Source organism: Cryobacterium sp. N21, assembly GCF_002929575.1.
Classification (GTDB): Bacteria; Actinomycetota; Actinomycetes; order Actinomycetales; family Microbacteriaceae; genus Cryobacterium; species Cryobacterium flavum.
Map to the genome: position 1 here is coordinate 38,302 of NZ_PJJQ01000034.1, position 14,047 is coordinate 52,348.

General features: G+C 64.5%; 12 protein-coding genes and 1 pseudogene. 5 read left to right on the forward strand and 8 right to left on the reverse strand.

Annotated features, from left to right (window positions below):
- Positions 1 to 110 precede the first annotated feature (110 nt).
- Entirely contained in the window at positions 111 to 2,891 is a 2,781-nt protein-coding gene (locus tag CXY77_RS12345; RefSeq protein WP_233197382.1) for a cation-transporting P-type ATPase, read from the forward strand.
- A gap of 9 nt (positions 2,892 to 2,900) precedes the next feature.
- On the forward strand, positions 2,901 to 3,215 hold the full coding sequence (locus tag CXY77_RS12350) for a thiamine-binding protein (RefSeq protein ID WP_092340565.1): 315 nt from the start codon (positions 2,901 to 2,903) through the stop codon (positions 3,213 to 3,215).
- Positions 3,216 to 3,253: 38 nt separating this feature from the next.
- Here CXY77_RS12350 and CXY77_RS12355 read toward each other — a convergent pair whose 3' ends face one another.
- Positions 3,254 to 3,610, reverse strand: coding sequence for a hypothetical protein (locus tag CXY77_RS12355; protein ID WP_104130148.1), 357 nt, complete (start codon positions 3,608 to 3,610; stop codon positions 3,254 to 3,256).
- A gap of 302 nt (positions 3,611 to 3,912) precedes the next feature.
- On the opposite strand from CXY77_RS12355, the pseudogene CXY77_RS20670 reads away from it, so the two are divergent.
- Positions 3,913 to 4,218 (forward strand): annotated as a pseudogene (locus CXY77_RS20670) (universal stress protein); the annotation flags it as partial.
- On the opposite strand, the gene CXY77_RS12365 reads toward CXY77_RS20670, so the two are convergent.
- Positions 4,156 to 4,947 carry a sodium-dependent bicarbonate transport family permease gene (locus tag CXY77_RS12365; protein WP_233197383.1) on the reverse strand — a complete coding sequence of 264 codons (792 nt, stop codon included), beginning with the start codon at positions 4,945 to 4,947 and terminating at the stop codon, positions 4,156 to 4,158. The pseudogene CXY77_RS20670 and the gene CXY77_RS12365 overlap by 63 nt on opposite strands.
- Positions 4,948 to 5,087: 140 nt before the next feature.
- Here CXY77_RS12365 and CXY77_RS12370 point away from each other — a divergent pair, with 140 nt between their 5' ends.
- Both CXY77_RS12370 and CXY77_RS12375 read left to right on the forward strand, forming a co-directional pair.
- Positions 5,088 to 5,366 (forward strand): helix-turn-helix domain-containing protein, encoded by a 279-nt coding sequence (locus CXY77_RS12370; RefSeq protein WP_092340567.1) that lies wholly within the window; start codon positions 5,088 to 5,090, stop codon positions 5,364 to 5,366.
- Between the two features lie 206 nt (positions 5,367 to 5,572).
- Positions 5,573 to 6,850: an MFS transporter gene (locus CXY77_RS12375; RefSeq protein ID WP_092340568.1), complete on the forward strand. Its 1,278-nt coding sequence runs from the start codon at positions 5,573 to 5,575 to the stop codon at positions 6,848 to 6,850.
- 76 nt (positions 6,851 to 6,926) lie between these two features.
- On the opposite strand, the gene CXY77_RS12380 is transcribed toward CXY77_RS12375, so the two are convergent.
- The 6 genes from CXY77_RS12380 to CXY77_RS12405 all read right to left on the reverse strand — a co-directional run bounded on the left by CXY77_RS12380 (position 6,927) and on the right by CXY77_RS12405 (position 14,025).
- Positions 6,927 to 7,583, reverse strand: a complete 657-nt coding sequence (locus CXY77_RS12380) for a response regulator transcription factor (RefSeq protein WP_092111590.1) — start codon at positions 7,581 to 7,583, stop codon at positions 6,927 to 6,929.
- A gap of 45 nt (positions 7,584 to 7,628) precedes the next feature.
- Positions 7,629 to 8,966, reverse strand: coding sequence for a hypothetical protein (locus tag CXY77_RS12385; RefSeq protein WP_092340569.1), 1,338 nt, complete (start codon positions 8,964 to 8,966; stop codon positions 7,629 to 7,631).
- Positions 8,963 to 10,132 (reverse strand): sensor histidine kinase, encoded by a 1,170-nt coding sequence (locus tag CXY77_RS12390; protein WP_092340570.1) that lies wholly within the window; start codon positions 10,130 to 10,132, stop codon positions 8,963 to 8,965. The genes CXY77_RS12385 and CXY77_RS12390 overlap by 4 nt, the downstream gene beginning before the upstream one ends.
- Before the next feature lie 72 nt (positions 10,133 to 10,204).
- Positions 10,205 to 11,407, reverse strand: a complete 1,203-nt coding sequence (locus CXY77_RS12395; RefSeq protein ID WP_092340571.1) for a homoserine O-acetyltransferase — start codon at positions 11,405 to 11,407, stop codon at positions 10,205 to 10,207.
- A gap of 75 nt (positions 11,408 to 11,482) precedes the next feature.
- Positions 11,483 to 12,814 carry a bifunctional o-acetylhomoserine/o-acetylserine sulfhydrylase gene (locus CXY77_RS12400; protein ID WP_092340572.1) on the reverse strand — a complete coding sequence of 444 codons (1,332 nt, stop codon included), beginning with the start codon at positions 12,812 to 12,814 and terminating at the stop codon, positions 11,483 to 11,485.
- 113 nt (positions 12,815 to 12,927) lie between these two features.
- On the reverse strand, positions 12,928 to 14,025 hold the full coding sequence (locus tag CXY77_RS12405; RefSeq protein ID WP_233197384.1) for an acyltransferase family protein: 1,098 nt from the start codon (positions 14,023 to 14,025) through the stop codon (positions 12,928 to 12,930).
- Between the last annotated feature and the right edge of the window lie 22 nt (positions 14,026 to 14,047).

A 14,047-nucleotide genomic window follows, 5' to 3' on the forward strand; every position in this document is an offset into this window, starting at 1 on the left:
CAATGGCGCACCCGCAGTGCTGCTATCGACCTCCACCGGTATTCAGGAGCATTCTTGTGAGTTCTCGATCCCGCCCGTCACCGGCCGTTGGTGTCAGTGCTGAGCCCGCAGTGAAGCCCGTGGCGTGGCATACCCTCTCTGCCACGGTCGTCGCCACGATGTTGGACGTTGATCCCGGTGCCGGTCTGCAGGACGGCTCGGTTGAGGCGCGACAGGAAGAGTACGGACCCAATGTCCTGGCCGAGCCCAGAAGGGTACCGGCCTGGCGCAAAATCATCCGTTTATTGGCGGAGAAAATGACGCTCGTGCTGGTGATCGCCGCGGTGGTGAGTGCCGTCGTCTCACGCGAATGGGAGACGCCTGTCGTTATCCTCGCGGTGATCATCCTGAACACGGCATTGAATTATCTGCAGGAACGACGGGCCGAAAACAGCCTCCAGGCGTTGCGAACTATGTCTGCGGGAACGGCGGTGGTTCGCCGTAACGGCACCGAGCTGGAGGTTCCTCGGTCCGCACTGGTGCCCGGAGATATTGTTCTGCTCGACGCCGGGGACTCCATTCCGGCCGACGGCCGCATCGTTGAAGAATCGCGGTTGCAGGTGGCCGAGGCCACACTGACCGGAGAATCCGAACCCGTCGGCAAGACGACGCGTGCACTCACGACTGCGAGCCTGCCGCCTGGCGACCGCGACAACATGGTCTTCATGAACACCGAGGTCACCCGTGGCCGGGCCACCATGGTCGTCACCGCTACCGGTATGCGCACAGAGGTCGGTGCAATTGCGGCTTTGCTCAGCGAGGTGAAAGGCGAACGTACCCCCCTCCAAAAGAGGATCGACCAGTTGGCACAGATGCTGACCGTGGTGGCCCTGCTCGTGGTATCCGTTGTCTTTGTGCTGGGTCTCATCCGTGGGCAGTCGTGGTCCGACCTGCTGATCACCGCGGTGTCGCTGGCCGTGGCGACAATTCCAGAGGGACTCACGGCGGTCGTCGCCTTCACTCTGGCGATGGGAGCAGCTCGGCTAGCGGGCCGTGGGGCCATTCTCAAGCAGCTCTCGGCGGTGGAAACCCTGGGCAGCGTCACCCATATCGCCACGGACAAGACCGGCACGCTGACCATGAACGAGATGACGGCACACCGCCTACACATTCACGGACACGATTTTCTGGTTACCGGCGAGGGCTATGCGACGGACGGAAAAATTTTGACCCCGGAGGACCTGCCGGTGCCCGACCTGACCGAGGCGTTACTGGCGATGGCGCTGTGCAACGATGCCGTCATCCGTGACGGCAGGCTGGTGGGAGATCCGACGGAAGGTGCGTTGCTCGTGTTGGCCGAAAAGGGCGGTCTCGATGTTGAAGCAGCCCGGCAAGCTCACCCGCGCGTGGCGGAGGTCCCGTTCGATTCTGAGTACAAATACATGGCCACCTTCCACCGTCTGGCGTCGACAACGCCCAACTCGAACCCGTCCGCGCCGCTGACCGTCGACCAGTGTCTGGCAAAAGGGGCCCCGGTCGCGCTGATGCAGCTGGCCGATTCGGTACTCACCGCGCAAGGAATCCGGCCGATCACCGAGGAACATCGCCGACGGATCCACGCTGCCGTCCAGAAACTGGCCGGGGAGGGCCTGCGCACACTCATGATCGCCGGGCGGCGGCTTGACGCCGTTCTCCCAGACGACGAGAAATCGTTGCAAGCCATGGTCACCGGTTTGACGATCTACGCAATCGTGGGAATTGTCGATCCTGCCCGTGCCGAGGCTGCCGAGGCCATCGCCGTGGCGCGGAGAGCTGGCATCCAAGTCCACATGATCACGGGTGATCACCTGATCACGGCTTCGGCCATCGCCAAGAATTTGGGCATTCCCGGCGACGCCGCGTCCGGTCCGGACCTGGACGAACTGGACGACGGCGAGCTTGGCCGACGTGCTGCCGGTTACGGCGTGTTGGCGCGGGTCACCCCGGCACACAAGATTCGAATGGTCAAGGCTCTGCAGCAGGGGGGCAATATCGTGGCGATGACCGGGGACGGTGTCAACGATGCCCCGGCCCTGAAGCAGGCCGACATCGGTATCGCAATGGGCATCACCGGGACGGATGTGTCCAAAGGCGCAGCGAATATGATCATCACCGATGACAACTTCGCCACCATCGTGGCGGCGGTCAGAGAAGGCCGCGGCATCTATGCCAACATCCTGAAGTTCGTGAGATTCCAGCTCACCACAGCGTGGGGGTTCGTGCTCATCTTTTTGATCGCGGGCATCACCGGGCTGGCCGGCGGTGCGCCGTTCACCGCCCTGCAGATCCTCTGGGTCAATATCATCATGGACGGCCCGCCCGCGCTCGCCCTCGGCGTGGATGCGGCAGAACCGGGCACGATGTTGGAACAGCCTCGCCCGGCCAATGAACGGCTGCTGACCCGAGGTCGGCTCGTCCGAATCCTCGGGTTGGGGATCGTCATGGCCGCTGGCACCATCGCCGTCCTGACCCTTGCGCCGGTCGTGTTCCCGGACAGGGCCGATGATGCGGCATTCGCCAGCACCCTGGCGTTTACCACGTTCGTGTTTTACCAGGTGTTCAATCTGCTTAACGTGCGTTCGGACACGCACTCCGTATTCTCGATCCAGACCTTGACGAACCGGAGCATCTGGGTCGCCCTGGCGGCCGTGATCATCCTGCAGATCTGTGTGGTGCAGCTCCAGGTTCTGCAGGGGCTCTTCGACACCACAGAACTCACTGCATCCCACTGGGGCCTGGCCGTGCTGGTGGGGTCTTCCGCGCTCTGGGTCGAGGAAATCGGTAAGTTCCTGGTGCGGTCGCGGGTCCGCCATCGGCGCGGTCCGGCCCCGAGTAGCAGTGCGCGCAATCCCAGCTCAGACCATCACATCTAAGGAGTCACAATGCTTGTAGCCTTTTCCGTTGCACCGTCCGTCGCCGCCGACTCGCAGGGGTCGGTGCACGACGCGGTCGCCGCCGCCGTGCGCATCGTGCGCGACTCCGGGCTGCCTAACCACACCGATTCCATGTTCACCACCATCGAGGGCGACTGGGACGAAGTCTTTGCCGTGATCAAGGCGGCGACCGAGGCAGTGGGAGCCTTCGGGCCGCGCGTTTCCCTCGTGCTGAAGGCCGACATCCGCCCAGGACACACGGGCGAGCTGACCGGCAAGCTCCAGCGACTCGAGAGTGCGTTAGGGCAAGGGAAATCCGACTGAGCAAACCGCCACACGGGCTTCACGTCCTGATTGGGCGGTTAGCTTGTCCGTTCGGAGTCGGGCGGATCATCGGCAGTCAGCGAGCCGGCGTGGGCGCGTATGGTCGGGTCCAGACGAACCTTGATCAGGCTGGCGATTGTGGTCACCGTCAAGACGACAGCGATGACGACAAGACTCAGGTTGGTGCTGATCTCCGGGACGCGGTCGTCGCTAACGTGTCCCCAGTGCAGAACGAGTTTCACGCCGATGAAAGCGAGGATGAGCGCCAGACCGGTGGAGAGGTACACCAACTCGTCCAGGAGTCCCTTGACGAGAAAGAAAAGCGCACGCAGCCCGAGCAGGGCGAAGGCGTTGGCGGTGAAGACGATGCACGGTTCCTCGGTGATACCGAAGATCGCCTGTCGTCGTGAGCGAGTGCATCCGGGGTTCTTCCATCAAGGATAGACACATGAAGCATAATTCGGTAATCTGAGGGCGTATTTTAGAACTGTCATTTCACAGGATTTGCCGCTAGCAAAGCCAACTGGGTGCCACCCATCGGCCTGCGGGCCGGCATCGCTGTCACCCCCGTTACCGATAAGGAGAACTACCAATGAGCGTTGACGGCGCGATCGACACTGTTGAACTGGTGCCAGCCCCGAGCAATAGCATCGTGGTCGGACACGATGGCTCAGACTGTGCCGATTACGCACTAGCCATGGCCCTTGAACTCGCCGACCAGTTGCACGTTCCCGTCGTTGTTGTGCGGGCGTGGTCCATCGCGACAGCTCCGCGGCCATCAAGTTGGGAGTTCGGATATGTCTCTTCGTTCGAGGAGTACCTCTCAGCGGTCCACGATGAACTGGTGCGGGACGCGCGGACCAGCGTCGAGAATCATCTCGCGGTCGTGGTGAGTTACCGGGCGGTTCATGCCAGCCCTGCGAAGAGCCTCATTGCCGTCTCACGAGACGCTCGTATTCTCGTTGTTGGATCTCGCGGTCGTGGCGGCCTCACGGGGATGCTGCTCGGTTCCGTGAGTGAGCAGTGCGTGCGGCACGCGGCATGCCCCGTCCTGGTCGTGCGGCAGCGGGGACGCAAGGTGGAACACGAGTGAACGTGACCGACACCAGATTTTAATCAAGCCCATCTCCAGCAGAAAAAGAGCGAGAATTCCCTTGAATAGATCCACGAACAGCGCTTCGATGGACGACAACCCGTCCGGGCCAGCTACCCCGCCGATGAGGAGTCCGGCCAGGAGCAGCACGATGCCTTTCCTCAGAAACACTTCATGGGCGATCGACTTCCACCGCGTCTTGCGCGAGATGCCTCGCGCAAGAACAATTCCCACCAGAATTGCGGGCACTTCCAGCATGTCCAGAAGCAGCGGCATGTGTTCTTCGAACGAGATCTGCTGGCTGCCGAGGTAGGCGACGGCCACGGCGTAGGTGCCCACGCTCACGGATCCGTAATGGGCGGCGATAGAGGCCGCATCCGCTCGCTTGAACCGGCCCAGATAGCGCAGCACGGGGAACGCGAGCAGGGTGAGGCCAAAACCCATGGTCACCACGGCCAGCATCTGCGGCAACAGGTTGGCGAAGGGCTGCTTAGCGAGTTCCACGCCGTCTTTGAGGCCAATGGCCAGCAACAGCACGATGCTCACAAACTCGTACATCGCCGCCGGAAGACGCAACTCTGAACGCAGAAGACCGGCCACTGCTCCGAGCAGAAAGAAAAGAATGATGGGATCGATCACATTGTGGCTCTCTGATTTACTCTGCTCGAAGTTCGAAGAAGCGGCGCGACTCCATGGTGACCAACCCCGTCAATGCACGCTGAGCAAAACGTGCTAACACTAGCGTGTATTGCGGAGCGTGTGTCGTCTATGATCAGACGATGGCCGCCTGGACCTTTCTTACTAATCACGCACACGTGCTGCTCTGCGTTTCTCAAGACCCCGGGATGCGATTGCGCGATATCGCAGTAGAAGTGGGAATCACCGAACGCGCCGCCCAACGCATCATCGCCGAACTCGTCGCAGATGGCTATCTCACGCGTCACCGCGACGGACGGCGCAACAGCTATCAGCTCTACCCCGAGCTTCCTCTTCGGCATCCCCTGGAACGACACCACAAAATTGGTGAGCTTCTTGGAGCGCTTGGATTGGATCCATAGATCGTGAGTAGCCACCGCAGTCGACCCTGCCAGTCGCCGTTGCCCGCATCGCTGCACTCGTGAGTTCACCGACCGAAGCTACGCCGACCCACTAATTTGCGATAACTCAAATGGTGACGCTGCTCACACCGCGACACGCTGGTCGCGCAGATGATGTGCGGCGGGCAGACGGGCCACGAGAGCGCCATGGGGCTTAGGCTTGACGCATGCCCCTCACTCCTGACGGGTCGACGCAGCTGTCGTCGACCCGTATTCGTCTTGCCCTGTTAGCCCTGGCCCTGGGCGGATTCGGCATCGGCGCGACCGAATTCGTCGCCATGGGTCTGCTGCCAAACCTCGCCGCCGACCTGCTGCCCGGCCTGTACGCCAACGCACCGGATGCCGCCAACGCGCAGGCCGGCTGGCTCATCTCGGCCTACGCCCTCGGAGTCGTCGTCGGTGCGCCCACGATCGCTGCGGCCGCCGCGCGCTGGCCGCGCAAGCAGTTGCTGCTCGCGCTGCTCACCGCATTCACCCTCGGAACCATCGCCTCGGCCCTACTGCCGACCTTTGAGACCGTACTCGCGGCACGCTTTGTGGCCGGACTGCCGCACGGCGCCTACTTTGGCATCGCCTCGCTCGTCGCCGCCCACCTGATGGGCCCGGGCAAGCGGGCCCGCGGCATCGCGATCGTGCTCAGCGGCCTCACCATCTCCAACGTGATCGGGGTGCCGACCATCACCTGGATCGGCCAGATGAGCGGATGGCGCGTCGCCTACCTCGTCGTCGCCGCCATTTTCGCGCTCACCTTCGCGGCCGTCGCCGTGTTCGTACCGTTCCAGAACGGCAACCCGAAAGCCACCATGCGGGCCGAACTTCAGGCGTTTGGCAAACTGCAGGTGTGGATCACCCTGTCGATCGGTGCGATCGGCTTCGGCGGGCTGTTCGCCGTGTACACCTACGTCGCCCCGCTGGTGACCCTGATCACCGGGCTGAAAGCCGCGGCGGTGCCGCTCATTCTGGTGGTCGTCGGTCTCGGCATGACGGTCGGCAACTTCGCCGGGGGAGCGCTGGCCGATTGGAGCGTGCGCCGCACCATGTACATCTCGTTCGGCGTGCTCATCATCGCGCTCGTCACGCTCGGCCTGTCGGCGCAGGTCCTGGCCGGGCTGCTGGTGGGCATGTTCCTGGTGGGGGCGGCAGCATCCGCTTTGTCACCGACCATTCAGGCCCGGCTGATGGACGTCGCGCACGAGAGCCAGTCGCTCGCCGCGGCGCTCAACCACTCCTCGCTCAACGTAGGCAACGCGCTCGGCGCGGCCCTCGGCGGTGTGGCCATCGCGGCGGGGCTCGGCTATCTCGCCCCGGTGTGGATCGGCGTGGGGCTGAGCGGGCTCGGCGTGCTGCTGACCCTGCTCACCTTCAGCATCGACCGTCGGCGTCGTCGGCGCGGCCACCATGTGCCCTACGGGACGCAGCTGATCCCGGTCGTGCGCGAGCACTGACGCCGTCTGACCGTGCCCGCCTTAAACGACACTGACCGGCCCTCATCGAGAAGGCCGGTCAAGTTCAGACGAACAATCAGTCGGTCTGCAGCAGGATGCCGTCGTGGATGGCACGCTTGCGCAGCGCGACCTTGGTTCCCACGTCGTATCCGGCGAGGCGGTACTTTTCGCGAATGCGTTTGAGGTAGCTCTTGGCGGTCTCCTCGGAGATGCCGAGCTGGTAGGCGACGGCCTTGACCGGCTCGCCGGCACCGTAGAGCGCCATGACCCGGCGTTCCTGGGCGCTGAGGCGGGGACCTTCGACGTTCTCGGTGGAGTTGAGCGCGTAGTCGAGCTCGGCCGAGATGTACGACTTGCCATTGTAGGCGGCGCGAATGGCGTCGACGATCATGCTGGCTTCCTCGCTCTTCACGAGGTAGCCGAGCGCGCCTGCCGCGAGGGCTTCGCGCACCAGTGCCGGTTCGGAATAGGTGCTCATGAGTACCGTCTTCACACCGGTCGTCTTGAGTGTGGAGATCTTCAGCGACACCGGAATGTTGTCCTTGAGATCGAGGTCGAGCAGCACGACATCCACCGGAAACTCGGGATGCGTCAGCAGCTCGGGCCAGGTGGTCACCGCCGCTACCATCTCGATGTCATCAGCGGCGCTGCGGATCCACTCGGTGAGGGCACCCAGGAGCATCCTGTGGTCATCGACCAGGGCTAAACGGATGGGACGGTCTGTTGTCGTCATTTTCTGCCTCCTACTGGTTGCACCCTATCGCCTAAATCCCCAATACTAGGCATCCGCTGGATTGTCGACACTGCACTCGATGTCTACCCGCAGGCTCCCGGCCCGATTTGAGTCCACATGCGGGCCAACCGCACGAATCGCCTGCCAGGTTTCGGGATCGACACGCCGCCGGGCGACCCCCGTTGTAGTCAATTCGATGGGGAAACGCACCTTGCGGTGCGGACCCGCCCCATGTGTGGGGGCAATCGGTCCAAGGCGCAGCGAAACGGATGTCCCCGACCTGGCCGTATCCCCGATCAGCAGCCAAATTGTCAGCAGCAGCCCATCGCGTTGCGGCGGGGAGAGCAGTCCGGCCAGACCGGCCGGATCGCTGAGCGCGACGACCGGACCGAGAAATTCGCTCTCGGTGATGGCGTGGTGCAGCCAGGTTTCGGTGCGCCCCTCGATCAGGTGCAAGCGCAGTTGGGTAGCCAGGGAGGCCGCCGTGGTCGCCGTCGACGGCGTCAGTGGCAGTGCGGTGCGGCCCTGGGCAACATCGTCGAGCAGGGTCTCGGCGTCGAGGTCGAGCCGGGCCAGCTGCTCGGAGGCGAGCATCCCGACCGCGAATCGTGGCTGGGAGACCGTGCTCTGCACCAGAACGAGGTCGAGTTCGCGCTGCACCATGCGCCGGAACGCCTGCACGATGCTCGCACCGACCAGCGGTGGTGCGACAGCGAGGGCAATGGAGAGGATGTCGGGGCCGAGGGTGAGCAGGTCGGCGCGCGTTTCGAACAGTGTCGCCGCGCTCATCGCCAGACCGAGGGCCACGGTGGCCATGGTGATTTCGCCGGTCTCGCGTAGGGTCACGATCGACAGTAGAAAAGCGCCGACGGCGGGTGCCGCGGTCGAAAAGTTTCCCGCGCCGGTCGCGCCCGAGGATCCGGCCAGATCGAGCGCCACCACGACCGCACAGGCGCCCAGGGCCGCCAGGAACAACCAGAGCGGCAGGAGGGAGGCCAGTTTGTGTACCGCGAGGTGAACGGCCACCGCGGTGGCCAGCAGAATGACCCAGGCCAGAATGCTCAGCACCGGAATGTGCGCCGGGTCCCACTCAATGATCAGGCGCGCGAGCAGGAACACCGCGATGAAGGCCCCGCTGATGCTCATGCCGATACCGAGGTGACGGGCACCCAAACCGTTCTGGTCCGACCGAAAGACGGTGATGCGGCCGTCACCGCGCAGAATCGTGCGGGGAAACCGCAGCGGCAACAGGTCGGCGCGGGTGCGATGCGCGGCGGATGCCGGTGGCCAGCTGCGTTCGGATGATCCGCCGAGCAGACGCGAACCCACACCGCGGGCCCGCGGGTGGGTGGCGATGGGCGCGGTGTCGCTAAACTGGCTCACTTGGGAACCTCCAGCACAACCGTGGTTCCGGCGCCGGGCGAGGAGAACAGGCGGGCGTTGCCGCCGACATCCCGAAGCCGGGCAATCACCGATTCGGCCACACCGAGGCGCTCCGTTCCCACCTGGCCGAGGTCGAAGCCGACCCCGGTATCGGTGACCATCGCGCGAACAGTGCGGGCGTCATCTGTTATGGTCACGTCGGCGTGGTCGACACCGGAGTGACGGCGCACGTTTTCGAGGCATTCGGAGAGGGCCAGCAGAAAGGAATCGAGTACGTTGCTGGATAGCTGCACCTGCCCGCTGCCGTGCCAGTTGACGGTGAGGCCCATGCGTTCAAAGCGTTGGCGCACGGCGTCGAGGGTATCGCCGAGGGAGAGCACCGACGCCGGTTCCAGGCTGTAGACCCCGGAGCGACGGGGCGTCGGCAGGCCGCCGAGGCGCAGCTGGCGTAGGAGTCGTGCGTCATCACCGGCCTGCTTCTGCAGGGCGATCGGGCTCACCCCCACGCCGGAGTGGGCCAGCAGGGTGAGGGTGGCGAGCACCGTGTCGTGCAGCAGACGGGCGTCCTGACGGCGTTGCGCTTCCAGCTCGCTCGCGTACCGCTCGGCCCGGTGGGCGCGGCCGATCGCGGCGATGCGGTGCATCACCCGGGGCACGCTCTGCGCGATCCACCAGGCAGCGAGCGTGAACGCCAGCCACATGCTCACGGTCAGCGCCAGCAGCACCGTGCGGTCGGGCGCATCGACGGTCACGACGGCCACACTCGCGATGGTGACTGCGAAACTCGCCACGAGCAGCAGTATCCGGCGGGGGCTGGTCAGCAGCACGGCCGCGACCGCGCACATCGGCGCGGTGGAAACCATGCCGATGACGCTCTCCTCGATCAGGTTCAGGGGAACACCCGGATGGCTGGCGAAGCCCACGATGAATATGATCGCTTCTCCGCTGAGCACGGTCAGAACGGCCCAGCGCAGCGCCCCGGTGCTGCCGAGCAAGTATTGTCCAACGGCCAGAAACAGCACGAGCACGAGACACCAGAGGCGTGCGTCGGCCTCCAGCCCGCCCGGCACCAGCAGGCAGGCCAGCGTCGTGGCCGTACCCACGAGCCCGGCTGCCTGCACCGCTCTGCGCAGGAGGCGGTCGCGCTCCTTGAGGATGCGTTGCATGGGGGCCTGTCCGGTTTGGAAATGAACGTGTTCTATCAGCACCATACCGGGCGACACGCGCGCGGGTTCGCCCTAGTGCAGCACCCGTCGAATCTGGGCGCCGATTGCCTCGTTCTCAATGAGGAAACCATCGTGACCATAGCCGGATTCCAGCACGACCGCGGTGGGTCCATCAATATTGTTGGTCAGATGCGCGGCGATGGTGCGCTGGCCATCCACCGGAAAGAGACGGTCGCTGTCGATTCCGACGACGACCGAGCGGGCGCTGATCCGGCCCAGGGCGGTCGCGACGCCGCCGCGACCGCGACCGACATCGTGGGAGTTCATGGCTTCGACCAGCACGATGTAGCTGTTGGCGTCGAAGCGTCGGGTGAATTTGTTGCCGTGAAAGTCGAGGTACGACTCAACGGCGAAGCGGCCGTTGGCGCCGAGCGGACTGATGCCGCTCTGCCAGCCCCGGTCGAAGCGGGCGTTCAGCTCGGCCGGGCTTCGGTAGTTGAGCAGGGCCATTCTGCGGGCCAGGGCCAGCCCGCGGGTCGGGCCGTCGCCATCCGCTTCGTCGTAGTAGTCGCCGGCTCGAAAGGCCGGGTCGGTGCGGATGGCCTCGATCTGCACCGAGTTGAGGGCGATCTGGTCGGCGGTCGTGACGGGCGGCGCCGCCAGAATGATCAGGCGTTCGACCCGGGCGGGGGTCTCGATCGCCCATTCGAGGGCGTGCATGCCGCCCATGGAACCGCCGATGACGGCCGCCCAGCGTTCGATGCCGAGCCGGTCGCTGAACACGCGCTGGGCGCTGACCTGATCGCGAATGGTGAGATAGGGAAAGCGGATGCCCCACTCCAGCGCGTCGGGTGCGAGCGAGGCCGGCCCGGTGCTGCCTTGGCAGCCGCCGAGCATGTTCGGCGCCACGACGAACCACCGGTCGGTGTCGATGGCCAGTCCGGGGCCGACGATACCGTCCCACCAGCCGCCGGTCTCCTGGCCGGGTCCGGGAGCGCCGACCACGTGGCTGTCACCGGTGAGGGCGTGCAGCACGAGTACGGCGTTGTCGGCGGCCGGGTTCAGGGTTCCCCAGGTTTCGTAAGCGAGGCGGGCTGCCGGAAGGCTGCCGCCGGCCTCGAAGCTGAGCGGGCCGAGGTTTTGAAACTGGCGGTGGCCCACTGGGTCGCCGTCACGCCAGGCTCCGGTCGCCGGAGGCTTGCCGAGTACCGAGCGCGCCTGGGCTTCGGTAATGAAGCTCGACGGGACCGTGTCTGCTGACGATTGCCATTCCATACAGGTCCATTCTGTCGGTCGAATGAACCGCCCGGGCGCATGTTACGTCGTACGCCCGGGCTGGGCCGATTTGGTTTAGGCGTCGGCGCGGTCGCGCTTGACGACGGCGCGGGCGGCGGCCAGACCGGCCTCGAGGTCGGCCTTGAGGTCGACGACGTTCTCGATACCCACCGAGAGGCGCACCAGGCCGGGGGTGACGCCGGCGGTGAGCTGCTGCTCCGGGGTGAGCTGGGCGTGCGTGGTCGACGCCGGGTGGATCACCAGGGAGCGTACATCACCGATGTTGGCGAGGTGGCTGAACAGGCTCAGGTTGTCGACCAGGGCGCGGCCGGCCGAGACACCGCCCTTGAGTTCGAACGAGAGCACAGCACCGACGCCGAGCGGGGCGTACTTGTTGGCGTTGGCATACCAGGGGCTCGACGGCAGTCCGGCGTAGTTCACCGAGGCGATGTCGTCGTGGTTGTCGAGCCACTCGGCGATGTCCTGCGCGTTCTGCACGTGGCGTTCGATGCGCAGGCTGAGGGTCTCAATGCCCTGGATGAGCTGCCAGGCGCTCGCCGGGGCGATAGCGCTGCCGAGGTCGCGCAGCAGCTGCACACGCGCCTTGATGACGTAGGCGATGCCGTCGCCGACCGCGGTGGTGTAGCTGGCGCCGTGGTACGACGGGTCGGGTTCGGTCAGGCCTGGGAACTTCTCGACGTTCTTCGACCACTCGAACTTGCCGCCGTCGACCAGCACGCCGCCGATGATGGTGCCGTGGCCGCCGAGAAACTTCGTGGCCGAGTGCACGATGATGTCGGCGCCGTGCTCGAACGGGCGAATCAGATACGGGGTGGCGATAGTGTTATCGACGATCAGCGGAATACCGGCGGCGTGGGCGACATCCGCTACCAGGGAAATGTCAAGAACGTTGATGCGCGGGTTGCCGATGGTCTCGGCGAAGAACAGCTTGGTGTTCGGGCGCACCGCGCGCTGCCATTCGGCCGCGTCATCCTGGTCTTCGACGAAGGTGACCTCGATGCCGAGCTTGGCCAGGGTGTACTTGAACAGGTTGTAGGTTCCGCCGTAGATCGAGCTCGACGACACGATGTGGTCACCGGCCTGCGCAATGTTCAACACCGCAAAAGTGGATGCCGACTGGCCGGAAGACAGCAGCAGCGCCGCGGTACCGCCCTCGAGCGCCGCGACGCGCTCCTCGACGACGGCCTGCGTGGGGTTCTGGATGCGAGTGTAGATGTTGCCGAACTCGGCCAGCGCGAACAGATTCTGCGCGTGCTCCGCACTGTTGAACACGTACGACGTGGTCTGGTAGATCGGGGTGGCTCGCGCGTTCGTAACCGGGTCGGGACGCGCGCCTGAATGAACCTGCTTGGTCTCAAACTTCCACGATGAAGAATTGTCGGTCACGATAGCCTCCGCGTCATTCAGCGCGGACTCTCCAGCGCTCTGGCCCCGAGCCTAAAGATGCCCGAATGGCCGTGCAAGAGCCGGCGAAACACAACGTCATGTTGTGCGAGCGCTTACGTGCGATTGTCATGCGGCAACACGATCGTGCCGGTCGGCGTCGTCGCCGTCTCCCGGAACAGCCACCGTACTTTCGGCTGGACCAGGGGCTGAACCAGCCGTCGAACGACGGGCAGCGACAGCACGATGGAGGTAATCACGCTCAGCACGATCATGCCCGGCAACACCCACGCGGGCTGTGGACCGTCGAGCACACCCGTCTCCCGTAGCGGGTAAAGCACGAAGGTGTGCAGCAGGTAGATGTACATTGTCGCCGCGCCCAGCTCGGTGAACCAGGTCGTGCGCCGCGGAATCAGCATAAGGAATGCCACGATGAGCGCAAACGCGAGCAGCATGACGGCCAAACGGATGCCGCCGGCCCACCACGCGGAATAGTCAAACGTCGCGTACCCCTCGTCATAGAGCAGGAATCGGCGCACCTGCAGGGTGCGGAGGGCGTTGATATTGAACGCGATCACCAGGTAGAGCAAGGCGAATAGCCCGATCGCGCCGGCCCGCCAGCGCCAGACCAGGCCGTTGCGGAGCTCGAGCCAGGTGTCGGTCAGCAGCCACTGGCGCAGTTTCCAGCCGAAAACAAAGAACGGCAGCAGCCCGAGGGTGCGGGACAGGGCGAACGTACCGTCTATATTCGGCAGGTAGCCGACCCCGATCGAGATAATAATGCTGATGATGAGGGGATAGCGCAGGAACACGAGGTACGGCAGGACAATCCGCCACATCACCAGGGCGAGCAGAAACCACAGCGTCCAGCTCGCTGTGGAGTAATCCAGCACGAACTTACCGCCGAGGATCCAGCGCAGCACCGTCCAGATCGTCTCGAAGATGAGGTACGGAAAGACGATGTCGGTGAGCAGCCGGTGCATCTGCCGTGCGTTTGGCGGTCCCGACTTGGCGAAGTAGCCGCTCACGGCCACGAAAACCGGCACGTGGAAGGCGTAGATGAACAGATACAGCGTGTAGGCGACATCGGCTTCGCCGATGAGTTTGAGAATCGCGTGGCCGATCAGCACGAGGGTGACGGCCACCCAGCGCGCGTTGTCCCAGAGGGGTACGCGACGCTTCTGTGGTGGAGTGGTGGTGTCCAGTGCGCTCATTGACACCATTCTCCCGCCACAA

Coding starts and splice junctions, on each gene's coding strand:
- CXY77_RS12350 (WP_092340565.1), top strand. CDS start 2,901: ATGCTTGTAGCCTTTTCCGTTGCACCGTCCGTCGCCGCCGACTCGCAG.
- CXY77_RS12370 (WP_092340567.1), top strand. CDS start 5,088: ATGGCCGCCTGGACCTTTCTTACTAATCACGCACACGTGCTGCTCTGC.
- CXY77_RS12375 (WP_092340568.1), top strand. CDS start 5,573: ATGCCCCTCACTCCTGACGGGTCGACGCAGCTGTCGTCGACCCGTATT.
- CXY77_RS12380 (WP_092111590.1), bottom strand. CDS start 7,583: ATGACGACAACAGACCGTCCCATCCGTTTAGCCCTGGTCGATGACCAC.
- CXY77_RS12390 (WP_092340570.1), bottom strand. CDS start 10,132: ATGCAACGCATCCTCAAGGAGCGCGACCGCCTCCTGCGCAGAGCGGTG.
- CXY77_RS12395 (WP_092340571.1), bottom strand. CDS start 11,407: ATGGAATGGCAATCGTCAGCAGACACGGTCCCGTCGAGCTTCATTACC.
- CXY77_RS12405 (WP_233197384.1), bottom strand. CDS start 14,025: ATGAGCGCACTGGACACCACCACTCCACCACAGAAGCGTCGCGTACCC.